This window comes from Spirosoma lituiforme (assembly GCF_054776635.1).
The window spans coordinates 1,771,800-1,794,187 of sequence record NZ_BAAHBO010000001.1 but is presented as its reverse complement, the minus strand read 5'-3'; the positions used below and the strand labels follow the sequence as shown (position 1 = coordinate 1,794,187).

The window sequence follows — 22,388 nt, the reverse complement described above, 5'->3', positions numbered from 1 at the left end:
CCCTTTTCGCCTGAAATGATTGAGATTAAGCACATTTAATTTTTAAACAAAGGCGGATGTTCGGCAGTTGTTTGTCACGAACGAGTTGGCGTAATGGCTGACCATTCATTACATGTTCCATTAAAACTATATTAAACAGATGGGTCTTTTATCATTCTTCAAAGGGGTAGGTGAGAAAATCTTTCACAAAGACGAAACAACACCAGCGCCAGCACAAGCGGAGGCCGTTGAGCCAGTACGCGCTCAGGCATTGCTCGACCACGTTAAGCAACTGGGTTTGGCTTACAACAGCTTGACGATAAAAACGAAAGGAGATACGGTTACCATCACGGGCTCGGTAAAATCGCAGGAAGATGCCGAGAAAATCGCTCTGGCAGTAGGTAACGTAGAAGGTGTGTCGGCAGTAGACAACCAACTCGATGTTGATCAACCAACTCCAGAAGGTAAATTTTATACGGTAAAGTCAGGTGACTCGCTGTCGAAAATTGCAAAAGAAGTATATGGTGATCCAATGAAATACGGCGTTATCTTCGAAGCAAACAAACCAATGCTGAAAGATCCGGATCTGATCTATCCGGATCAGGTGCTGCGTATTCCGCAGTTGTAGAGGCTGTAGATAATCCCATTCAAACCGGGTTACAGAGTTGTTGAGCAACGCCGTTAAGGTATCTCACAACCTTGTAACCCGGTCTTTTTATAACTCCTGTACGCAAAACCGAACATTCGGGCGAATGGCCGGTTTTACTACCTTGAACTCAACGAAAAACGCATGGCCGTTCGCTTATTACCGTATATAAAAGACCAGTTCACGCCCGCTGTAGTTGATCAGCTGAGTGGCGTACTGAGTGAATCATCGGCTACTACACTAAAAGCCATCAACGGATCGATACCGATCCTGCTGGGTGGATTGACCCGCCGGGTACAGGGTTCTGGTGGTGGATCATCGATTGTTAATTTTCTGGACAAAGGAGACTACGCAAAGACGCCTTTTGATGTGAGCCAGGTGCTCGACTCAACGCAGTCGATTACGGAGACCACTACGGCCGATGCCGGATTTATGGATCACGTGCTTGGTGACAAACTGACCCGTACAATCGAACTGCTTAGCGTATACAGTGGCGCAAAGCCACAGTCGGCCCAGACGATACTGAGTTTAGCCGGGTCAATACTAATGGGTATTCTTGGACGGCAGGAGCAGGAAAAAGGACTCACTGCCGACAGTCTTAAAACATTGTTGCTGGGCCAGGCAAGCGAGTTTCGGCAGGCATTGCCGAAGGGCCTGGATGGAGTTAGTAGCTTACTTGGGTTTGATGAGTTAGTGACGCCTGCCGGTCCGCAAACCGAAGTGCAGGGTACTGATAACTTCAGTGGTACACCGGTCAATCCTAACATTCCGAAAAGTACGGACGGGGACCGGCAAAAAGAAAATGTGCGCTGGCTCCGTTGGGCATTCATCGCCATTGCGGTACTAGTTTTGGCATTGCTTATTCAAAAGTGTAGTGAAAACCAGAACAGTACGGATGGCATCAGTACCGACTCTACCGCTCGGGCTGAACCCAACGCAGTCGAAGATACGTCGGCGGCTACGAAACAAAGTGTGCAGGACGCCCATGGTCAGGTAAGCGACTCGACAGCGTCCGGTCCACTGGGCATCCGCGATTCATCTGACATCAAGAAATAAAGTAGTCTTTCGTTAAAAGTAACCTGTAGCGCCGTTTGTCTGGCACGGTAAGTGAGCTGCGATGTGTTAACTTGCATGCTCACTTACCGCCCGGCGGTTTACTTACTGCTACTCGTTTATGTTTGTTGACGCCATTGAACGCGTTAATTTATTTACCCAACCCATGCACTCCATTGTTCGGCTGTACGGCCACAATGAGATTGTACCCGGAACGGCCACGCTGTTTTTTATTAACGAAGACGGGTGTGCCATTACCTGCAAGCACGTTGCCGAACTGATCAGGAAGAGCGACTCCATCTATCACAATTACCGGGAGTTTCAGGGTGCCCGCCGGGAGGCCCTTCGGGAAAAGAATGCCGCTCAGTTAATTAGCCAGCTGGAAACCAAGTTCAAGCTTAGCGCCGATACCATTATTCGGGTGCGCAACAACTTCATTAACTGTGTTGACCAGTTCGAAAAGCTTAACATCGACCATCATCCTACCCAAGATCTGGCGCTGTTACGATTCGACGGATACAGTCGACCCCTGTATCGATCTCACGCTGTTTTCCTGGGCGATACCAGCCGTATAAAGCCAGGTCGGAGTCTGTGCCGGTTAGGCTACCCCTTTCCTGAATTTACTAATTTTCGGTATAATCCGGCCGTCGATGATATTGAGTGGACCACCACGGGACGCATTGTTTCGCCCAGCTTTCCGATTGATGGAATTGTTACCCGACTGTCGGGCGATAACAACGTAGCTACCGGAATTGAACTGAGCACGCCCGGCCTGCGGGGCCAGAGTGGCGGACCTTTGTTCGATACCAACGGCCTGATCTACGGCATGCAGTCGGCAACGCGCCATCTGCATTTGGGTTTCGACATAGAAGATCAGGAAGTACTCGTCAATGGACGCAAAAGCCGGGTATCGAATTATCCCTTTCTTAACGTCGGTCAGTGCGTCCATGTCGATGTGATCAAGGCCTTTTTGCGGGAAAAGAAAGTGAAGTTTTACGAAGGGTAGGAGCGTCAGCAAAACCATCCGGATGAGCGGCCCGTGGGGTTGTCAGCGTGGAGTCAGTGTTTTCGATCTTGTCAGCCGGGCTGCCAGTGCGATTCTTAAAACGAACAAGACCGGTTTCTTAAAACCGTCTTAATGTGCCAGTGTTAAGAAACTGACTCCAAGCCAACTTTATGGGCGTTGGCTGTATCTTTGAGCCGCCAACGCTTTATTTTATGACCCAATCTACAGATACATACCTGGCGCAAAGGAAGCTCGTCGAAGAAGCACTTGCTTTACTTAAACGCCTGATTGTCATTCAGTCATTTAGTCGGGAGGAAGAGCAGACGGCTGCGGTAATTGACGCATTTTTCCAGCAGAAGCAGATTCCATGTCAGCGACTGAAGAATAATGTATGGGCGCAGAACCGCTACTTCGATCCGGCCAAACCCACCTTGCTACTTAACTCGCACCATGATACGGTCAAACCAAATAAATCATGGACGCTCGACCCGTTTGAGCCGCTGGAGCGTGATGGTAAGTTGTTTGGGCTGGGCAGTAACGATGCCGGGGGGTGCCTGGTGTCGCTGCTGGCTACTTTCGCCCATTTTTATGCCCGGCCCGATATGGCCTATAACATCGTGATGGCGGCTACGGCCGAAGAGGAGGTTTCGGGACGCGACGGGCTTGAGCTGCTGCTGCCCGAACTCCCCGATTTCAGCTTTGCTATTGTAGGTGAACCGACCGACATGCAATTGGCCATCGCCGAAAAAGGGTTGCTGGTACTCGACTGTACGTCCAAAGGCATCAGTGGTCACGCTGCCCGCAACGAAGGGGATAACGCCATTTATAAAGCGATTCAGGACATTAACTGGCTTACGACCTATCAGTTTCCGAAGGTCTCGCCAACGCTGGGCCCCATCAAGCTGTCGGTTACGATCATCAACGCCGGTACCCAGCACAATGTCGTACCGGACACGTGCACCTTTACAATTGATGTGCGCGTAACGGAGCAGTACACGCTCGAAGAGGTAATAGAAACGATCCGGGCAAACATTCAGTCGGAGGTAAAGCCCCGCTCGATCCGGCTCAAGCCGTCGTCGATTCCGGCCGAACACCCGATTGTACAGGCGGGTATCGCCCTGGGTCGCCACACCTATGGATCGCCCACTACATCCGACCAGGCAGTATTGAACTGTTCGTCGCTCAAGTGCGGGCCTGGCCACTCCGGTCGATCTCATTCGGCCGATGAGTTCATCTACCTGCACGAAATCGGGGAGGGCATACAGGGGTATATCCAGATGCTGGAACAAATTGTGTAGTTGATCCTGACTAAATCGTTGTAAACTGTACCCAACATGACATCCATCGCACAGCTATGAAGTATTTTCGCCATAAGAGCCTGGTCATTATCGGTTTGCTGAGTTCGCTGCTGGGATACGCCCAGTCGGGTACTTTGCCAAAACCAACCCCCCGCCAGCTGGCCTGGCAACCCCTGGAGACCACTGCTTTTCTGCACTTCACGGTCAACACGTATACCGACAAGGAATGGGGTGACGGCACGGAAAGCCCCGCGATCTTCAACCCCACCAAACTCGACGCCCGACAGTGGATCAAAGCGTTGAAAGAAGCCGGTTTCAAGATGGCGATCATTACCGCCAAACACCACGACGGGTTTTGTTTGTGGCCGTCCAAAATGACCGACCATTCCGTCAAGAGTAGTCCGTGGAAGAACGGCAAGGGTGATGTGGTGAAAGAAGTGGCCGATGCCTGCCGCGAATTCGGGTTAAAATTCGGGGTATACTTATCTCCCTGGGATCGCCACGAACCCCGGTACGGAACGGCTTCGTACAATGACTATTACAAAAGCCAGCTTCGGGAGTTGCTCACCAATTACGGCCCGGTTTCTGAAGTCTGGTTCGATGGTGCCAAGGGGGATAATGCCAAAGACATGACCTATGATTTCGCAGGCTACTGGGCATTGGTTCGTGAATTGCAACCCAATGCGGTTATGTTCTCGGATGCGGGTCCTGATGTTCGCTGGGTTGGTAATGAGTCGGGCAATGCGGGCGAAACCTGCTGGTCGACGATTAATACCGAGGGCTTGGCTCCCGGCAAAGCTGACTCTAAATACCTGAATCGCGGTGACCCGACGGGCAAACAATGGGTGCCCGCCGAGACGGATGTGTCCATTCGTCCGGGCTGGTTTTATCACGCTGCCGAAGATTCGAAAGTGCGGTCGGGAAAGAATCTGGTAGATCTGTATTATCAATCCGTTGGGCGAAATAGTTTGCTGTTGCTCAATGTACCCCCGAATCGGGATGGCCTGTTTTCGGAACCGGATATCGCCAGCCTGAACGAGTTTCGGAGCATTCTGAACGAAACATTCCGGCAAAATCTGGTGGTCAAGCAGCCACTTCTGACGGATAAGAAATTAAATACATTCACGACGTTATCGGCTCATCAACCCCTAACGATCGAGCTGGGTGGCGATCAATCGTTTGACCGGATTGCCATTCAGGAAAACATTGCCAATGGACAACGGGTGGCCAGCGGCCGGGTAGACTATTGGGACGGCAGCAACTGGAAGTCGCTTCAATCCTTCACAACCGTAGGGTACAAGCGACTGCTGCGCTTCCCGGCTGTAACATCTTCCAAGCTGCGCCTGTTTATTACCAATGCCAACGGGTCCGTGCAACTCGCCGAGATTGGTGTGTTCAAGGCATCTGCCCGCGAATAGTAATCAGAATTAATCGTTAACTCAATCATTTACTGTCAATCAACTTATGCTGTACCCGCTTACATTCGAGACCATTTTTAAAGATAAAATCTGGGGTGGCCAGAAAATCAATACCATTCTGGGAAAAGATTTTTCGCCTTTACCCAACTGTGGTGAAACCTGGGAAGTGTCTGATGTAGACGGGAATCTTTCGGTCGTTGACGAAGGCAGTCTTAAAGGAAAGTCATTGCACGAGTTGGTGGAGCAGTACAAAGGCGAACTGGTTGGCAACCACGTCTACGAAAAATACGGCAACCGCTTTCCGTTGCTGGTGAAATTTATCGACGCTAACGACGACCTTTCGATTCAGGTTCACCCCGACGATAAGCTGGCTGCGGAACGCAAAAGCGGCTTTGGCAAAACCGAGATGTGGTACATCATGCAGGCCGATAAAGACGCCAAGCTTAATTCCGGTTTTAATCGGGAGGTGACCAAGGACGAGTACGTGAAAGCCGTTGCTGACAACACAATTCAGGACTTGCTGAATATGGAGACGGCCCAGCCCGGCGATGTATTTTTCCTGCCCGCTGGTCGGGTCCATTACATTGGTAAAGGACTACTGCTCGCCGAAATTCAGCAGACGTCGGACACCACGTACCGGATTTATGATTTCGACCGGGTTGATGCCACGACGGGCCAGAAGCGTGAACTGCATACCGAGCTGGCCGTCGATGCCATCAACTACCACCACTACGACGACTATAAAACCCAGTACGAGAAGAAACTGAACGAGAGTGTTAATGCCGTAACGAGCGATTATTTCGTGACTAACGTGCTCAATTTCAACGAAGAAGTTGAACATGATTACACTCATATTGATTCGTTTGTGATCCTGATCTGCGTTGCCGGAGCGCTCACGATCGAAGCGCCGGGTGGTTACAGTGTACCGCTCAAAATGGGGCAGTGCGCGCTGATCCCGGCATCGGTCGACAACGTAACGCTCGTTCCCGATGGCGATATGACGGTACTGGAAACGTACGTCCCTTAAAATTAATCAGCCTCTTTGCGGCTCTCAGAATGGTCATTAGGCCGTCATTAAGTAGTTTCGGTGCGTTAACTACTTAATGACAGTCAATGATTGTTTGTTTATGAACCTGAATTTAGACGGTAAAGTCATCATCGTTACGGGTGGTGCAAAAGGTATTGGCGAAGGCATCTCAACGGTGCTGGCAGCCGAAGGAGCCATTCCTGTTATTATTGGCCGTAGTGAGGCTGATAATCTGAAAACAGTTGACGCCATTCGGGCTACCGGTGGCCAAGCGCATCAGTTCGTTGCCGAATTAACCGAACCCGACGATTGCAGGCGGGCCGTGGAACAGACATTGGCTCAGTTTGGGCGCATCGACGGTCTGGTCAACAATGCCGGCGTCAATGACGGGGTAGGACTCGAAAACGGGTCGTATGAAGGATTCATCGCATCATTGCACAAAAATCTGGTACACTATTACCTGATGGCGCACCATGCGTTGCCCGCCCTGAAAGCCGCTAAAGGTGCTATTGTCAACATTGGCTCGAAAGTAGCCGAAACGGGGCAGGGGAACACCTCCGCCTACGCAGCGGCCAACGGTGGTCGGAATGCTCTGACCCGCGAATGGGCCGTCGAATTGCTGCCCTACGGCATTCGTGTTAACTGCGTGGTGGTGGCCGAGAGCTGGACGCCCCTGTACGCCAACTGGATTAAAACGTTGCCGAATCCAGATGAAAAGTTGAAACAGATTGTCTCGAAAATCCCGCTCGAACACCGCATGACCACCCCCGAGGAACTAGCCAATGCGGTTGCGTTTCTATTGTCCGATAAATCGAGCCACACCACTGGCCAATTGATCCACGTAGACGGCGGTTACACGCATCTGGATCGTTCAATTACCGAGTAAGTTCCCTCCCTCTCCTAAACCTGATCATCAGAATGCCCTTACCTACTTCGACAACGTCGCCCAAACTTAAACCCGGCTCGACCGGAAATTACGGGATCGCCTTTGCGCTTGTTACAAGTTTATTTTTTCTGTGGGGCCTGGCCAACAGCCTGAACGGGTCGCTGATCAAACAATTTCAGATCGCGCTGGATCTCAACCGCTTTCAGGCAGGCATCGTTGATTTTGCGTTCTACCTCGGTTACTTTTTTATGGCCCTACCCGCCGGTTATGTCATGCGGAAGTATGGCTACAAGCGCGGTATTTTGTTTGGCCTTCTGCTGTATGGTGGGGGAGCTTTCCTGTTTTATCCGGCGGCTGAAGTACGGGTATATAGTTTCTTCCTGCTCGCGCTGTTCACGATGGCGTGCGGCATTGCCTTTCTGGAAACGGCCGCTAACCTCTACGTGACAGTGCTTGGCGATCCGAAAAAAGCCGAGTGGCGGCTTAACTTCTCTCAGTCATTCAACGGCATCAGTACCATTCTGGGTCCCATCATTGGCGCCTTGTTTATCTTCTCCAAAACCGAATACACCCCCGATATGCTGAAGGCGATGGCTCCCGTACAGGCGCAGGCCATTCGGGTGCAGGAAGCCCTCTCGGTGCAGGGACCATATCTGGTTATCGGGACCATTATTGCTCTGATGACGGTCTTGTTCTTCGTTACCAAAATGCCGGAAGTAGGCGAAGAAGAAGAACAGTCAGCCGGAAATATTCCCATCACGAGTCTGTTCCGGCACCGGCACCTGACGCTGGGCATTATTGCCCAGTTTGTGAACGTTGGCGCGCAGGCTACCTTGTGGGGGTATTTCGTTGACCTTAAACTTGATTTTTCCCGCGAGGGTCACTGGGCATTAGCTGAAGTATATATGAATTTTATCAATTCGGTAACGGGTTCGTCAACAGACATGTCGCCGACGCAGATTGCGGGTTTCCATGCTTCGTTTGCGCTGGTGCTGTTCATGCTTGGCCGTTTCGTCGGTACCTCGCTGATGACCCGTATCCGGCCTAACACCGTACTAGCCATTTATGCCGCGGGTGCTGTCGCGATGGTTATTCTGGCGATGATGACGGGTGGGTTAACGGCTGTTATTGCCTTAAGCTTTACGTATTTCTTTCAGTCGATTCAGTTTCCGACCATTTTTGCGCTGGCAACCAAAGGGTTGGGCATAGAATCGAAAATTGCGTCGTCGCTGGTTATTATGAGCATTGTGGGTGGCGCTTTGTTGCCACTTGTTGCCGGGGCACTATTCGCCAAAGGGGCTGTGTATGCCTTACTGGTGCCGCTGGTTTGCTTCGCTTACATCTTATACTACGCAACCCAGGGGTATCAGATCACCGCCGACGACCTGCATTCACCAACCATTCCCCCCGAAATTACTCCTTAAGTCAATGCGTTACTGTTTCGCCCTCGACCTCAAAGACGACCCGGCATCCATTGCCGAATACGAGCGTCACCACCTGCGCATCTGGCCCGAAATTGAGACCAGTATCCGCGAATCCGGTATTACCGATATGCAGCTTTTTCGCACGGGTAACCGGCTATTCATGATCATGGAAACCGACGAAAGCTTTTCATTCGAGGCCAAATCGGCCGCCGATGCCGCCAGCCCGATTGTGCAGAAATGGGAAGCCCTTATGTGGAGTTACCAGCAAGCCCTCCCCACCGCAAAACCGGGTGAGAAGTGGGTGCTGATGGAGCGGTTCTTCAAGTTGTGACATCTTAGGATGTGGAGTCCGTTTCTTAGAACCTGCCGGTCAATCAGCAGCACGCGGTTTTGAGAATCGCAACTGGTTCGCCCGCCCCGGCGAATCAGTTGCACGTGTCAGGTTTTAAGAAACGGACTCCACACGGAATTTTTACGTTCAATAGAAAAATAGCAGGCTTGATCTGAAGCCTGCTATTTTTTTAAGTTAATTTTGTAAAGTTAACTTGACATATTAATAAATTTGCTTTACGTTTGACGTGTCAAATAAACTTTACATTCACATGAAAACGAAATGGCTTTTTCCGAATCGCTTCCGGTTCTTTGGCTGGTTATTATTTATACCCTCCGCCATCATCGGGCTTCCCTATACAACCATAGCTTTTATGATTGACGGTCAAGCTCTCCGGCAGATGCTCGTGCGCAACAGTCAGGTAATAGATGATCTTTACAGCAACGCATTGACTGACGAAGTAGCGGCTATTTGCGCTATTGCCGGCTTGCTCTTGATTGCCTTCTCACGAGAAAAAGTGGAAGATGAAATGATTGGTCAGTTGCGACTGGAAGCCCTGCAATGGAGCGTTTACGCAAACTACCTTATCCTGGCCATTGCTATTCTAACAATCTACGATAGTGCTTTTCTCAACGTCATGATCTACAACATGTTCACGGTATTGCTAGTCTTCATCATCCGGTTTCGATGGCTCATTCACCGAAATAACAACACCTTGCTGGCTCTATGAAAAACCGACTGAAAGTAGAGCGGGCGGAATACAACCTGTCGCAGGCTGAGCTGGCCGACCGCATCGGTGTCAGCCGGCAGACGATTAACTCAATTGAAACGGGACGTTATGTTCCCTCGACGATTCTGGCCCTGAAACTGGCGCAGGTTTTTGGTAAGGCAGTAGAGCATATCTTTATGCTCGAAGAGACCGACTGAGAAATGCTGAATTTATATATCATGGCTGGTCCAAACGGGGCCGGGAAAACTACCGCTGCTTATACATTGCTGCCGGACGGATTATGTTGCAGCGTATTGAACATCTTATGACACAAGGTGTCGATTTTGCTATAGAAACAACGCTCTCAACCCGTTCCTATGTACAGACAATTCGTCGGGCACAAAAAATGGGTTATGCCGTAAGTCTATATCATTTCTGGATACCGTCAGCTGAAGTATCAAAGGAACGGGTTGCTGTTCGTGTATCTCGGGGAGGGCATAACATTCCACCTGATGTTATAGAGCGACGGTACAAGCGAATTATAAGTAATCTAGTAAATCTATATATGCTTGTTTGTGAATACGTTACCATCTTTAATAACGCCGGAATTGTTCCGGAACTGGTAGTTGCTGGCGGAATTGATAGTGAGTTTACAGTGTTTAAGGAAGATATTTGGAAAATTATTGTGAGTTATGAAAGCAAGCACATCGAAGCCGATACCGAGTAGTGAAGACGTACTGGCAGGCGTACGTCGGGCTGTGCAGAAAGTTGTTGAACAGGCCAAGCATAACGATCAGGAACTGGTTATTGCTCGCGATGGAAAACCTGTTCGTGTCAGAGCCCGTGATTTGTAAGTATCCGGCTTACGCAGTCAACCCAAAGTGATGTTAAACGCCTGATTCGGTCAGGCGTTTTTTGTTGGTAACCTGTGTTGCGCATATCGCTATATTTACGGCAAACAACGTCGTCAATCCTTCCTGTATGCACCACTGGCTTTACGCTTTGCTCATCGTTGCGTCGACCTTCACCGCGCAAGCTCAACAGACTTCACCCAGCAATTTCGTTCGCGATAATTACCAGAAATTCGAATACAAGATTCCCATGCGCGATGGGACAAAGCTGCACACGGCTGTCTACGTTCCGAAAGATGCGTCGGCAACGATCAAATATCCGTTCATGATGCAGCGTACCTGCTACAGCGTCGCCCCGTACGGAGCGGATGCATATCCGGCGCAGGTTGGCCCGTCGGGAACGCTCATGCGCGACAAGTTTATCTTCGTGTATCAGGATGTACGGGGCCGTTGGGCGTCGGAAGGGACGTGGACCAACATGACGCCAACCGTAACGGATCAGGAACCCATAACAGCAGCGAAGGGAAAAAAGAAGGTAACGAAGCCGGTGAATACTACGGCAGTTGATGAACGTTCGGATACCTATGATACCATTGAGTGGCTGCTGAAAAATGTACCCAACAACAATGGTCGGGTAGGGCAGTGGGGGATCAGTTATCCGGGTTTTTACACGGCCGCGTCGTTGCCTAACGCGCATCCGGCTCTGAAAGCCGCTTCGCCACAGGCACCGGTATCCGATTTTTTCTTCGATGATTTTCACCACAACGGCGCTTTCATTCAGGCTTACCTGTTCACGTTTCCGGTGTTTGGTGTGCAGCATCCCGAGCCGACGACAAAGCCCTGGTACAACGATCAGATGATCAACACAGGCTCGAAAGATGGCTTTCAATGGCAGTATGATCTGGGTCCGCTCAAGAATGCCGACAAATACTATAAGGATAATTTTTACTGGCAGGAAACGGTCAATCACCCCAATTACGATGAGTTCTGGCAGAAGCGGAGCATCATTCCGCATCTCAAAAATGTCCGGCCCGCTGTGATGACGGTAGGTGGCTGGTTTGATGCTGAGGACCTATATGGCCCGCTGAACATTTACAAGACGGTTGAGAAGAACAACCCTGGTACCTACAATACGCTGGTAATGGGGCCGTTCGGGCACGGTCGCTGGTCGCGCGAAACGGGTCATACGCTGCATAGTAACCTTTATTTTGGCGATAGCATCGCTACGTTTTACCAACAGAATATCGAAGCTAAATTCTTTACTCATTTTCTGAAGGGGGCTGGCGATGGGAAAACGGGTTTACCTGAGGCTTACCTGTTCAATACGGGTCGTAACGAATGGAAAACGTTCGATAAGTGGCCGGTTGCTGATTCGCCCAAAAAGCAGTTTTTCCTGATGTCGGATGGAACGCTGGCCAGCAACCGGACAATGAATACCACGAGTACCCTGTTTTCGGAGTTCATTAGCGACCCCATGAAGCCCGTACCGTATACCGAAGACATTACGACGACACAGGGCTTTACGCCGTTTAATTACATGTCGGAAGATCAGCGCTTTGCCGGACGTCGCCCCGATGTGCTTACGTTTCAGACCGACGTTCTGACCGAAGACATGACGCTGGGTGGCGAAATAATGGCCAGGCTGAAAGTAAGCACAACCGGTACCGATGCCGACTGGATCGTCAAGCTCATCGACGTGTATCCGCCCAACGAACCAAACCACCCGTACATGCCCAACAAAAACATCACGTTGGGTAACTATCAGCAGATGGTGCGTTCGGAAGCGATGCGGGGGCGGTTCCGTAACTCATTCGAGAAGCCGGAACCCTTCAAAGCGGGAGAAATTACGGATGTGAATTTTCGGTTGCAGGATATCCTGCACACGTTCAAAAAAGGGCACCGGGTCATGATTCAGGTGCAGAGTACGTGGTTTCCGTTGATTGACCGGAATCCGCAGAAATACGTAGAGAACATCTATAAAGCCGATGCCGCTGATTTTCAGAAAGCAACGCATCGGGTGTACGATAATTCCGTTATCGAGATTCAGGTAGTAAACTAAACCAGTTATCTAAACATACGGTTGTATTGAGACTGACAAACTCTTAATGAACTATAATCATGAAAGCTATCTGGAACGGCGAAACCATCGCCGAAAGTAACGACACAGTTGTTGTCGAAAATAATCATTACTTCCCGAAAGACTCGGTTAAGGCGAAATTTTTGGCCGATAGCGCAACGCATTCGACCTGCCCCTGGAAAGGTCTGGCTTCTTATTATTCCATAACGGTCGATGGCAAAACCAACACCGACGCTGCCTGGTACTACCCCGAACCGAAACCAGCCGCCAGCGAAATCAAAAATCGGGTAGCCTTCTGGAAGGGCGTACAGGTCGTCGAATGATCGAGGTTCGCAATCTGACAAAACGCTTTGATTCCCATACGGCCGTTGATGAGGTATCCTTTACGGTTGGGCGGGGTGAAACGCTGGTATTGCTGGGCACGAGTGGGTGCGGCAAAACCACGACGCTTAAAATGATCAATCGACTGATTGAGCCCACCGCGGGCTCAATTCAGGTCGATGGTCTGGATGTGCGTCAGCAGCCCGGCCCCGAACTGCGCCGACGCATCGGTTACGTAATTCAGGATGGTGGTCTATTTCCGCACTACACGGTTGCCGATGCCGTCGCGACTGTTCCAAAGCTACTCGGCTGGGAACCCGCCCGGATTCAGGAACGAATCCGCGAATTGATGGACACGCTTCAATTGCCCGAAACCCTGCTCGGGCGCTACCCGGCTGAGCTAAGTGGTGGGCAACGGCAACGCGTCGGACTGGCCCGAGCGCTGGCGGTCAGTCCACCCGTGGTGCTGATGGATGAGCCGTTTGGTGCTTTGGATCCGTTCACCCGGAAACACGTTCGGCGGGAGTTATTCGGCCTGCACGAACTGCGCGAAACAACGGTCGTGTTAGTTACGCACGACGTGAGCGAAGCCCTCGAACTGGCCGATCGCATTGCGCTTATGGACAAGGGACGTCTTGTACAGATAGGCCCACCCGATGAATTACTGACCAACCCGGCAACTGATTTTGTTCGTGATTTCCTGGATGACAAACCCCATCGGCTGAATGACTGACTTCTTCGCTTTTGTTCGGGATCATGCCGATAAGTTACTGGAACAGACGCTGACGCACATCGGCTTAACGTTTGTGTCATTGCTGGTTGCCTTGCTGATCGGAGTGCCGTTGGGTATTCTTATTGCCCGCCAAACCCGGCTGGCAAGCGGTGTGCTGGGCGTGGCGGGGGTGTTGCAAACGGTACCGAGTGTAGCCCTGCTGGGGTTTCTTATTCCTGTGTTGGGTATTGGGGTTGGCCCGGCACTGGTGGCGCTGTTTCTTTATGCGTTGCTGCCGATCATTCGAAATACCTACGTTGGTATCACGGAAGTGAGTCCGTTAATAAAAGAAGCCGCCACGGGAGTAGGCATGACCCGAAACCAGATACTGACCAAAGTAGAACTGCCGCTGGCACTGCCCGTTATTTTTGCCGGCGTACGAACGGCAACGGTCATTAATGTGGGGGTAGCAACCCTGGCCGCCTATGTGGCAGCGGGCGGACTAGGCGAGTTTATTTTCAGTGGCATAGCGCTCAGTAATGTTAACATGATGCTGGCGGGCGCTATTCCGGCTGCTCTGCTGGCCGTTGGTTTCGATTTTGGGCTGGCTCGCCTGCAACACCTGTCTGCCAAAAAACTTCGCGTTGGGGCGCTGGCGTTTGTGTTTCTGGTGCCGTTTCTGTCGGCATTCTATCTGTTGCCGGGTCGGCAGGATAAGCTGATTGCGGGCTTTGCGCATGAATTTTACGGTCGTGCCGATGGCTATCCGGGCTTGCAGAAAACGTATGGTCTGCACCTGCGGCCCCGGCTCATCGACCAGAACCTGATGTACGAAGCCATTCGGCGGGAACAAGTCGATATCATTAGTGGGTACTCGACTGATGGCCGTATCAAAGCGTTTGATTTGCTGGTTCTGGCCGATAACCGGCATGCTTTTCCGCCCTACGAAGCCGCGCCGGTTGTCCGTCAGGTAACGCTCAAACGGCATCCCGAGCTTGGCCCAGTACTGAATTTACTGGCGGGAAAACTGACGGATTCGGCCATGACAGCCCTGAATTACCAGGTCGATTACAAAAAAGAATCGCCGGAATTGGTAGCTCGTGCTTTTCTGAAACGAACGGGTCTGTACAAAGACCCTAAACCCGTTGCTGACTCGCCCGACAGCCGCACGGAAACGGTAGTGCTGGGGTCGAAGGTATTTACGGAGCAATATATTCTGGCCGAAATTTATCGGCAGCTTATTGAGGGCCAGACGAACTTGCGGGTTATCACCAAAACGGGCCTGGGTGGTACGCAAATCTGTTTTGATGCCTTACGGACGGGGGCCATTGATTTCTATCCGGAATACACGGGTACGGGTTTGCTGGTTGTGCTGCAGCCCCCGGCAGCAGCGCTGACCAAACTGACGATGCAGTCGGATTCGGTCTATCAGTTCTGCCAACAGCAATTTCGGGCGAAGTACCAGCTTGACTGGTTGAAGCCGCTGGGATTCAGCAACAGTTATTGCCTGATGATGCGTCGAAATCAGGCTCGTCTGGATGGCATTCAATCGATCGATGATCTGGTTAGGTACCTGGGAGCCAAGTAACGGGATACGTGACCGTAGTTCGTTGAGTAGTAATTGAGCGGTAGAACTTTGCGTTCTGCGCCTTACTCTCCATCGAAGCTGTTGTTCGTTCTAGTTCGTCAGGACGCGCCAGAAAAGCACTCTCCCGCTTCGTTCTCGTCCTTAAATTCCCTCCTTATTTATGACCATGTTCCGTTTGTTGGTTTGCAGTATTCTGTTGACAATGCCCGTATCGGCTCTCTACGCTAAAGTTGATACCCTCGATGTACCCAGTGCAGCCATGAGCCGAACGCTTCGGGCGGCCGTTGTATTGCCCCAACGCTACAAGAAAATCAAGCAGCCACTACCGGTGCTTTACCTGCTTCATGGCGGAGGAGGCAGCTTTCGGGACTGGCTCACAAAAACACCGGACAAAACACTGATCCAGCGATTGGCGGATCAATATAATTTGATCATTGTAACGCCGGACGGTGATCCAACCAGCTACTACTTCGACAGCCCATTGGTCAAAACGAGTCAGTTCGAAACGTTTATCTCGAACGAGTTGATCGATAAAATTGATAACACATACCGTACCATCCGGGATAAAAAAGGGCGACTGATTGCGGGCCTGTCGATGGGCGGACACGGGGCTATGTTTATCGCAAGCCGTCATCCCGAACTGTATGCTGCTGCTGGTAGTATGAGTGGTGTTATGAACATCAACACGGCCACCTGGAAAGTACCCGCCGATTTCGCCAGGTCGCGTGCCGAGAATTTCGCAAAACTGATTGGTCCACCGAAAGAAGGTGATGCGCCTTATCCGGGTTATACGATGGTAACCCTGGCCGACAAACTCAAGGCTAATAACCTGCCACTGATCTTGGACATTGGGGTAGATGATTTCCTGATTGAAACCAACCGCGATTTACATCGCCAACTAACGGAGAACAAAACCCCACACGACTACACAGAGCGCCCTGGCGCTCACACCTGGGATTACTGGAGCAACGCGCTGCCTTATCAAGTACTGTTTTTTAGCAGGATTCTTCAGGCAAACGGGTCTTTACTTAACAAATAAAGTGGTTGACCCGGGTTGGATTAAAAAGCAACTGTTGCCCTTATCACCCATAAAAGAGCCCAGTCATATGTGTATGACCGGGCTCTTTTATTAGTATACGAAGGACTACCGATTGGTGTAGGCCGTGTTAGCGTCGTCGTCCAGATCAATAGAGCGGTTCGTTTGTGTCGCCTGATCGGCAGGTGTCAGGTTTTCCACCTCGACATCCGTACTGCGAACCGTATCCCGTACGGTTTCAACGCGTTCGTTGACTTCTTTGCCAACCGAAATTTCTTCAACAACGTTGGCCGTTTTTGAAACAACGGGTACTTCGGCATGCTCGACCAGCTCAATGCTGCCCTCCTGAAACGCGTTCAGGTCAGCGGCTGTAGCCGGGCGGTTAACGGGCGTACGTTGTACGTGCACACGCTCTTCGCGCAGACGAACACTTTCCTCCACCGGACGTTCGATAATGCGGCTACGAACCCGTACACCACCGCGTTCCACTTCCCGTTTGCCTACCTCCAGATTTTCTTCGATAACCTTGATCGTCTGATCAGGTTCCGTTGACGATAGGCGATCGGTTGTATTGGTCAGGTCGTCTGTTACGCCATAGCCGGTGCCGGTAGCGCCTACACCGGTAGCTGGTACACCCACACTGGCGGCATTATATTGGTCTACGCTGTTTGGTGCATCGCTGGTCAGGTTCTGATTGGTATAGCCATATTCGGCTGCCCGCTCGTCAACATCAACGGCGCCGTATTCATCGAGCAGATCGGCTGCTTGTTCAGCTTCGTCCGATGACTGAGCGTGCACCGTTACAATTGAGCTACGGCTGGCAGCGTGCGAGTATTTTTTTGAATCGTCCGAATCACTACCAAACAGGGAGCTAAAAAAGCCACCAATTCCGCTGTCATGCGCATCGTCGCGATCAGCACGAGTTGTGTCAGTATCGGTAAAGTCCGATGCTGCCTGAGTCGACAGGTCAATGCTGTCACGGGAAAAACCGTTGCTGATCAATTTGTCTACGGCGTCCTGCGCATCTGATGCATTGTCGAATACGCCGATTACTGTTTGTTGTGCCATTTTTCTGTGATTTTGTTGAGTTTAATGTATGTATTGTAAGTAAGGGTAATGCAAGACTAGGTACTGCTGTTTGTCCGGTTATTCATCCGGCGTAATTGATTTTCGTTCGACGACAACGGTTTCTTTTCGTAAAACAACTTCCTCCGATCGATGCTCATGTACCCGGTGTTTTGTCACGTACACTTCCTCGACCAACAAAATTTTCTTCTGCGTAACAATCACTTCCTGCAAGACCGGAATAATCATCGTATCGCCTTCGTAACGAACACTCGGGGGCGTGTCTACGTACTGATTCCGCGCAACCCGTTCAACCGTAATCTCTTCCCGACTGCTCGGCAGATCAATAACCTGACGGTCTTCGCTTACCTTTTTTGTTAGTTGAACCACGCTCGTTTCGACCACCTTCTTGTCGATCTGCACCTGCTCGTGGATAACGTCGAACCGATGAGTTTGCTCAGACCATATCGCTGTCGATGCAGGCAGAGGTGGGGTTGGTAATGAATTGGGATCCGCTTCGTGGTTCATGCATTTCTAAAGACCGGAAAGGCGAATTATGTTTAAAATATTTACCCTATATGTTTTATGGAATTTATTATTTACCAATAGAATTTCTTTTTGTAGTAGCTTTAATTATCTGATAATAAGAGGATTGTGATTTATTGGCGTTGTGAGTTTATATGAAAGAATGACTTATATAATTCGGTTAGCTTGTGAATGGGGGCGTATGGATCATAACAAGGTTATCTATAGGTCTGTAACTACCAGCTAAAGACAACTCAACTCACGGCAGGCAGGCTACTACTGTTTAATAAAAGTAAAAGCGAAAGATCGCAACCGTGTCTATTAAGTATAATTAGTTAAGTTAGCAATTAGTTACATCTGAATAGGAAATTGAATTAATTACGAAAAATGCATAATATAATTCTAATTTTTCTGATAAAAAGTAGTTTATATTCCGAGAAATTATAAAAAATAGATATTAAAATTATTTGATAAAAAGATTATTGGCCATATTGCGCCGGTTGACAGCTGAGTATATATAACTACTCTTCCTGTAGCCATAGGCTATCTGTTATTACCGTTCATCATTTACCAATCAATCACATGAGATACCTTGTAGTATGGGCCATCCTATTCGTCAAATTAGGGTCGTTGGCTATGGCTCAACAGGTCAAAATCGAAACAGAGGCCGGGCCTATTGTCGTCGAATTATATCCCGATAAGGCCCCTGGAACGGTCGCCAATTTCTTACGCTACGTTTCTGATAAACGCTACGATGGCGCCAAGTTCTACCGGGTTGTCCGGCTGGATAATCAGGCGACCAGCCCCGTCAAAATTGAGGTGATACAGGGTGGGCTGGGTACCGACTCGACGCGCATGTTTCCACCCATTGCGCAGGAAACGACCCAGAAAACGGGTCTCAAACACCTCGATGGCACGTTGTCGATGGCGCGGGGGCTACCCAACAGCGGAGCTTCCGAATTTTTCATCTGCATAAATCCCCAGCCTGAACTGGATTTTGGCGGTAAACGCAATCCTGACGGGCAGGGCTTTGCTGCCTTCGGAAAAGTCATCTCCGGCATGGACGTGGTTCGCAAAATTCAGGCGGGCGAAACCGGCCAGCCCGGTCCGACCAACGCGTATGCCAACCCAATGCAACTCCTGCGCAAACCAGTCCTCATTCGTACCGTCAGGCAACTTCCCTAACTGAATCAGTTCATCATCTCTTCCTTTTTGTTGACCAAACCAACTTCATATATGAAAAAAACAGTACTGATTTTTCTGCTGCTTATTGGCCTGATGCTCCGTGTACAGGCCCAGAATCGAACAATAACGGGCCTGGTGTCGTCGCCCGAAAATGAAGCGCTGCCCGGTGTTAGTGTGGTTATAAAAGGCACGACTACCGGTACCGTTACGGCCGCTGATGGCACCTATAAACTGGCGGTTCCCCCCAAAAGCACGTTGGTTTTTTCGTTTATCGGCTATAAAAACGCGGAAATTACGCCCGGCGATCAAACGACGATCGACGTAAAACTGGTGGCCGATCTGACCAACCTCGATGAAGTCGTCGTGACGGCTAATGCCATTGTCCGGGAAAAAAAGGAGCTGGGCTACGCCGTTTCGACGGTGGGTGGTTCCGAACTCCTTAAAGCCCGTGACCCTAACGTACTCAACTCGATGGCGGGTCGTGTGGCTGGGGTACGTATCTCGCAACAGTCGGGGGCGGTCGGGGGCTCAACGAAGGTGATGATTCGTGGGGCGAATTCCCTGTCAAGCTCCAGCGAACCTCTGTTCGTTGTGGATGGTGTACCGATCTCTAACTCGTCTTTCAATGGGTCCGAAACCGACATCGTAACGGGGGGCGTCGATGTGGGAAACCGCGCTGGCGACCTAAATCCCGACGATATCGAATCGATGAACGTGCTGAAAGGGGCGGCTGCATCGGCACTGTACGGGTCGCGCGCCCGAAACGGTGTGATTGTCATTACCACCAAGCGGGGCAAAGTGGGGTCGAAGAAAATGAACATATCGGTTAACTCTTCCTATCGCACCGATAATGTGCTGCGCGTTCCCGACACGCAGACGCTGTATGCGCAGGGTAACCTTGGCGTATATAACCCGCGGCTGGGAAATGGCTGGGGCCCCGCCATATCGAGTATCACCGGACCGGTTCTCGACTACACGGGTGCTACCGTGCAGGGACTAACGGCCCACCCCGATAACTGGAAAAACTTCTTTGTAACGGGGCATACGGTCATCAACAGCGTGTCGCTGGATGGGGCCAGTGACCAGGGTGACTACCGGATTGGCTTTACCAACCTGAATCAGACGGGTACCGTACCCGGTTCGAAACTGGGCCGTAATACGTTTGCCATCAACGCGGGTCGTAAGATTACGGACAAGCTGACATCGCGGGTGTGGCTCAACTACGTTCGGACGACTAGCGACGGTCGTCCGCAGCAGGGATCGAACACGACCAATATTCTGGCGACGATTCTGGGGGGCATTAATCCGACGATCGACATCAATGAGTTACGAAACAACCTGTTTGCGCCATCAACGCAGACTGTCCCAACGGGTTGGACAGGGGATCTGGCGCGGGCCATTGACCTCGACGGTATTCAGAACAACCCCTATTTTATTACGGCGTTCAACAAGTTTTCCAACTCTGTTGACCGGGTCTACGGCGGGACTAGCCTGGGTTACGACGTAACGCCCTGGTTTAACGTAACGGGTCGCGTAGGTACGGATTTCTTCTCCGAAACCCGCCGGTCGACCACGCGTCGGGGTACCCGCGGACGCCTGAACGGGCAATTCGATACCAACGAAATCTACGAGCGTGAACTACAAAGTGACCTGATCGGAACCATTACCCGGAAACTGTCGACCGACTGGACGTTCAAGGGAATTGTGGGGCATCAGTTCAACCAACGGACCGTTCGCCGGTCACGGGTGTTGTCAGATGGGCTGAACATTGACCAACTGTACACCTTTGCCAATGCGCAATCGAACGTGGCCTCCAATTTCTATAGCCGTCGGGAAATTTTTGGCGCCTACGGGGATTTTAGTTTCGACTACCGTAATTTCCTGTTTCTGAACGTAACGGGTCGTAATGACTGGTCCAGTACGTTGCCCGTCAACAACAACTCCTATTTCTACCCGTCGGTCAGTGCATCGTTCATCCTTACGGAAGCGTTTCCAAATCTGGGCATCGTGAAGAACAACGTGCTGAGCTACGCCAAACTGCGCGCCAACTACGCCAACGTGGGCTCCGACGAAGACCCGTACCAACTGGCCTTTACCTATAATCCGCTTACCCAGGCCAACGACATTTATACGTTCAACATCCTGTACCCAATCGGGGGGGCATCGGCCTTCGGGGCCACCAACGTGCTGCCGCCAACGAACCTGCGACCCCAGCAACAGACCTCGTATGAGGTGGGTACGGAGCTGAAATTCTTTGGCGGACGCTTGGGTCTGGACCTGACCTACTACCGCAACCTGAACTACGACCAGATCATCTCGATCGCCGTGCCGCAATCGACCGGTTACTCGGCCCGGCGGCTCAACGTGGGTGAAATCTCCAACACGGGCGTTGAAGCCATGCTGACCGTAACGCCGTTGAAAACCCACTCGGGCTTTCGCTGGGATGCCGCTTTTAACTTTAACCGCAACCGCAATCGGGTCGAATCGCTGGCCGACGGTCTGACCGAATTTGTGACAACATCGGGCGATGGTTTTGGTATCTTCGTCGTAGCCCGCCCCGGCGAAACCTTTAATATTCAGGGGGTTGGCTGGCTACGCGATCCGCAGGGCAACCTTGTAATCAACCCAACTACCGGCCTTCGTACCCCAGGACCACGTCGACTGCTTGGTAACATTTATCCCGACTGGACACTGGGTATTAATAACAGCTTCTCGTTCAAGGGATTCGACGTCAATTTCCTGATCGATATGCGCAAAGGGGGCGTCATCAATTCCCAAACAGTCGGTATTGTGCGAAGTGGCGGCATGGCCGTCGAGACGGCAGTGAACGACCGGACACCGTTTATCGATCCCGGTGTCCTTCGTAACGCCGACGGAACCTACCGGCCAAACGACGTACCAGTGGCCAGCGTGCAGCAGTACTGGAATCAGCTGGACAACTCGGTTAGTCCGGAAACCAATACGTTTGATGGGTCATATACCAAACTGCGCGAAGTACGGATTGCCTACAATTTGCCCCGTACGCTGGTTAGCCGGACACCATTCGGCAGCATTGCCTTCGGCGTGGAAGGGCGTAATCTCTGGATTATCAAATCGAACGTACCGCACATCGACCCCGAAGCCAACGTACTCGGCACCGGCCTGATTGGCGAAGGGCTGGAACGGGGCAGTATTCCCAGCAGCCGGAGCATTGGCGCCAACCTTCGTTTTACGTTTTGATCAGCCATCCGTTAACGCATACACCGTCTTAT

At 51.1% G+C, this 22,388-nt stretch carries 22 protein-coding genes; 20 read left to right on the top strand and 2 right to left on the bottom strand.

Annotation, left to right across the window (positions count from 1 at the left end; all coding sequences use genetic code 11):
- Positions 1-139 precede the first annotated feature (139 nt).
- The 18 genes from lysM to ACYU87_RS07545 all read left to right on the top strand — a co-directional run bounded on the left by lysM (position 140) and on the right by ACYU87_RS07545 (position 16,365).
- Positions 140-607, top strand: a complete 468-nt coding sequence (lysM, locus tag ACYU87_RS07630) for a peptidoglycan-binding protein LysM (protein ID WP_461133430.1) — start codon at positions 140-142, stop codon at positions 605-607.
- 162 nt (positions 608-769) lie between these two features.
- The gene (locus ACYU87_RS07625; protein ID WP_461133429.1) at positions 770-1,681 is read left to right on the top strand and encodes a DUF937 domain-containing protein; all 912 of its coding nucleotides are present in this window, start codon (positions 770-772) and stop codon (positions 1,679-1,681) included.
- A gap of 118 nt (positions 1,682-1,799) precedes the next feature.
- On the top strand, positions 1,800-2,684 hold the full coding sequence (locus tag ACYU87_RS07620; RefSeq protein WP_461133428.1) for a S1 family peptidase: 885 nt from the start codon (positions 1,800-1,802) through the stop codon (positions 2,682-2,684).
- 212 nt (positions 2,685-2,896) lie between these two features.
- Positions 2,897-3,982 (top strand): M20 family metallo-hydrolase, encoded by a 1,086-nt coding sequence (locus ACYU87_RS07615; RefSeq protein WP_461133427.1) that lies wholly within the window; start codon positions 2,897-2,899, stop codon positions 3,980-3,982.
- Positions 3,983-4,038: 56 nt separating this feature from the next.
- The gene (locus ACYU87_RS07610; protein WP_461133426.1) at positions 4,039-5,400 is read left to right on the top strand and encodes an alpha-L-fucosidase; all 1,362 of its coding nucleotides are present in this window, start codon (positions 4,039-4,041) and stop codon (positions 5,398-5,400) included.
- A 46-nt stretch (positions 5,401-5,446) separates the two neighbouring features.
- On the top strand, positions 5,447-6,427 hold the full coding sequence (locus ACYU87_RS07605) for a type I phosphomannose isomerase catalytic subunit (protein WP_461133425.1): 981 nt from the start codon (positions 5,447-5,449) through the stop codon (positions 6,425-6,427).
- A gap of 100 nt (positions 6,428-6,527) precedes the next feature.
- Positions 6,528-7,313 carry an L-fucose dehydrogenase gene (locus tag ACYU87_RS07600; protein ID WP_461133424.1) on the top strand — a complete coding sequence of 262 codons (786 nt, stop codon included), beginning with the start codon at positions 6,528-6,530 and terminating at the stop codon, positions 7,311-7,313.
- Between the two features lie 32 nt (positions 7,314-7,345).
- A complete protein-coding gene (gene fucP / locus ACYU87_RS07595) occupies positions 7,346-8,737 on the top strand; it encodes an L-fucose:H+ symporter permease (RefSeq protein ID WP_461133423.1) in 1,392 nt (463 codons plus the stop codon).
- Positions 8,738-8,741: 4 nt separating this feature from the next.
- Positions 8,742-9,068: an L-rhamnose mutarotase gene (locus tag ACYU87_RS07590; protein WP_461133422.1), complete on the top strand. Its 327-nt coding sequence runs from the start codon at positions 8,742-8,744 to the stop codon at positions 9,066-9,068.
- Positions 9,069-9,339: 271 nt separating this feature from the next.
- Positions 9,340-9,798 carry a hypothetical protein gene (locus tag ACYU87_RS07585; RefSeq protein WP_461133421.1) on the top strand — a complete coding sequence of 153 codons (459 nt, stop codon included), beginning with the start codon at positions 9,340-9,342 and terminating at the stop codon, positions 9,796-9,798.
- Positions 9,795-9,995, top strand: a complete 201-nt coding sequence (locus ACYU87_RS07580; protein ID WP_461133420.1) for a helix-turn-helix transcriptional regulator — start codon at positions 9,795-9,797, stop codon at positions 9,993-9,995. The genes ACYU87_RS07585 and ACYU87_RS07580 overlap by 4 nt, the downstream gene beginning before the upstream one ends.
- Positions 9,992-10,504, top strand: a complete 513-nt coding sequence (locus ACYU87_RS07575; protein WP_461133639.1) for a zeta toxin family protein — start codon at positions 9,992-9,994, stop codon at positions 10,502-10,504. Before ACYU87_RS07580 ends, ACYU87_RS07575 begins: the two co-directional genes overlap by 4 nt.
- The gene (locus ACYU87_RS07570; protein WP_461133419.1) at positions 10,470-10,631 is read left to right on the top strand and encodes a hypothetical protein; all 162 of its coding nucleotides are present in this window, start codon (positions 10,470-10,472) and stop codon (positions 10,629-10,631) included. Before ACYU87_RS07575 ends, ACYU87_RS07570 begins: the two co-directional genes overlap by 35 nt.
- 127 nt (positions 10,632-10,758) lie before the next feature.
- Positions 10,759-12,687, top strand: a complete 1,929-nt coding sequence (locus ACYU87_RS07565) for a CocE/NonD family hydrolase (protein WP_461133418.1) — start codon at positions 10,759-10,761, stop codon at positions 12,685-12,687.
- 59 nt (positions 12,688-12,746) lie between these two features.
- Complete coding sequence (locus ACYU87_RS07560) at positions 12,747-13,028, top strand: DUF427 domain-containing protein (protein WP_461133417.1); 282 nt, start codon at positions 12,747-12,749, stop codon at positions 13,026-13,028.
- On the top strand, positions 13,025-13,759 hold the full coding sequence (locus tag ACYU87_RS07555) for an ABC transporter ATP-binding protein (RefSeq protein WP_461133416.1): 735 nt from the start codon (positions 13,025-13,027) through the stop codon (positions 13,757-13,759). The genes ACYU87_RS07560 and ACYU87_RS07555 overlap by 4 nt, the downstream gene beginning before the upstream one ends.
- On the top strand, positions 13,752-15,326 hold the full coding sequence (locus tag ACYU87_RS07550; RefSeq protein ID WP_461133415.1) for an ABC transporter permease/substrate-binding protein: 1,575 nt from the start codon (positions 13,752-13,754) through the stop codon (positions 15,324-15,326). The genes ACYU87_RS07555 and ACYU87_RS07550 overlap by 8 nt, the downstream gene beginning before the upstream one ends.
- A 166-nt stretch (positions 15,327-15,492) precedes the next feature.
- Complete coding sequence (locus tag ACYU87_RS07545) at positions 15,493-16,365, top strand: alpha/beta hydrolase (RefSeq protein ID WP_461133638.1); 873 nt, start codon at positions 15,493-15,495, stop codon at positions 16,363-16,365.
- Positions 16,366-16,470: 105 nt separating this feature from the next.
- On the opposite strand, the gene ACYU87_RS07540 is transcribed toward ACYU87_RS07545, so the two are convergent.
- Together ACYU87_RS07540 and ACYU87_RS07535 are read right to left on the bottom strand one after the other, a co-directional pair.
- The gene (locus ACYU87_RS07540) at positions 16,471-17,430 is read right to left on the bottom strand and encodes a DUF2382 domain-containing protein (protein ID WP_461133414.1); all 960 of its coding nucleotides are present in this window, start codon (positions 17,428-17,430) and stop codon (positions 16,471-16,473) included.
- 78 nt (positions 17,431-17,508) lie between these two features.
- The gene (locus tag ACYU87_RS07535) at positions 17,509-17,955 is read right to left on the bottom strand and encodes a YsnF/AvaK domain-containing protein (protein ID WP_461133413.1); all 447 of its coding nucleotides are present in this window, start codon (positions 17,953-17,955) and stop codon (positions 17,509-17,511) included.
- 579 nt (positions 17,956-18,534) lie between these two features.
- Between ACYU87_RS07535 and ACYU87_RS07530 the strand changes: the two genes are divergently transcribed.
- Entirely contained in the window at positions 18,535-19,137 is a 603-nt protein-coding gene (locus tag ACYU87_RS07530) for a peptidylprolyl isomerase (RefSeq protein ID WP_461133412.1), read from the top strand.
- 51 nt (positions 19,138-19,188) lie between these two features.
- Positions 19,189-22,356: a SusC/RagA family TonB-linked outer membrane protein gene (locus ACYU87_RS07525; RefSeq protein ID WP_461133411.1), complete on the top strand. Its 3,168-nt coding sequence runs from the start codon at positions 19,189-19,191 to the stop codon at positions 22,354-22,356.
- Positions 22,357-22,388: the final 32 nt, after the last annotated feature.

Bases quoted from the DNA above. Each gene is read 5' to 3' on its own strand.
- lysM (WP_461133430.1), top strand. From the start codon at position 140: ATGGGTCTTTTATCATTCTTCAAAGGGGTAGGTGAGAAAATCTTTCAC.
- ACYU87_RS07625 (WP_461133429.1), top strand. From the start codon at position 770: ATGGCCGTTCGCTTATTACCGTATATAAAAGACCAGTTCACGCCCGCT.
- ACYU87_RS07620 (WP_461133428.1), top strand. From the start codon at position 1,800: ATGTTTGTTGACGCCATTGAACGCGTTAATTTATTTACCCAACCCATG.
- ACYU87_RS07615 (WP_461133427.1), top strand. From the start codon at position 2,897: ATGACCCAATCTACAGATACATACCTGGCGCAAAGGAAGCTCGTCGAA.
- ACYU87_RS07610 (WP_461133426.1), top strand. From the start codon at position 4,039: ATGAAGTATTTTCGCCATAAGAGCCTGGTCATTATCGGTTTGCTGAGT.
- ACYU87_RS07605 (WP_461133425.1), top strand. From the start codon at position 5,447: ATGCTGTACCCGCTTACATTCGAGACCATTTTTAAAGATAAAATCTGG.
- ACYU87_RS07600 (WP_461133424.1), top strand. From the start codon at position 6,528: ATGAACCTGAATTTAGACGGTAAAGTCATCATCGTTACGGGTGGTGCA.
- fucP (WP_461133423.1), top strand. From the start codon at position 7,346: ATGCCCTTACCTACTTCGACAACGTCGCCCAAACTTAAACCCGGCTCG.
- ACYU87_RS07590 (WP_461133422.1), top strand. From the start codon at position 8,742: ATGCGTTACTGTTTCGCCCTCGACCTCAAAGACGACCCGGCATCCATT.
- ACYU87_RS07585 (WP_461133421.1), top strand. From the start codon at position 9,340: ATGAAAACGAAATGGCTTTTTCCGAATCGCTTCCGGTTCTTTGGCTGG.
- ACYU87_RS07580 (WP_461133420.1), top strand. From the start codon at position 9,795: ATGAAAAACCGACTGAAAGTAGAGCGGGCGGAATACAACCTGTCGCAG.
- ACYU87_RS07570 (WP_461133419.1), top strand. From the start codon at position 10,470: ATGAAAGCAAGCACATCGAAGCCGATACCGAGTAGTGAAGACGTACTG.
- ACYU87_RS07565 (WP_461133418.1), top strand. From the start codon at position 10,759: ATGCACCACTGGCTTTACGCTTTGCTCATCGTTGCGTCGACCTTCACC.
- ACYU87_RS07560 (WP_461133417.1), top strand. From the start codon at position 12,747: ATGAAAGCTATCTGGAACGGCGAAACCATCGCCGAAAGTAACGACACA.
- ACYU87_RS07555 (WP_461133416.1), top strand. From the start codon at position 13,025: ATGATCGAGGTTCGCAATCTGACAAAACGCTTTGATTCCCATACGGCC.
- ACYU87_RS07550 (WP_461133415.1), top strand. From the start codon at position 13,752: ATGACTGACTTCTTCGCTTTTGTTCGGGATCATGCCGATAAGTTACTG.
- ACYU87_RS07545 (WP_461133638.1), top strand. From the start codon at position 15,493: ATGTTCCGTTTGTTGGTTTGCAGTATTCTGTTGACAATGCCCGTATCG.
- ACYU87_RS07540 (WP_461133414.1), bottom strand. From the start codon at position 17,430: ATGGCACAACAAACAGTAATCGGCGTATTCGACAATGCATCAGATGCG.
- ACYU87_RS07535 (WP_461133413.1), bottom strand. From the start codon at position 17,955: ATGAACCACGAAGCGGATCCCAATTCATTACCAACCCCACCTCTGCCT.
- ACYU87_RS07530 (WP_461133412.1), top strand. From the start codon at position 18,535: ATGAGATACCTTGTAGTATGGGCCATCCTATTCGTCAAATTAGGGTCG.
- ACYU87_RS07525 (WP_461133411.1), top strand. From the start codon at position 19,189: ATGAAAAAAACAGTACTGATTTTTCTGCTGCTTATTGGCCTGATGCTC.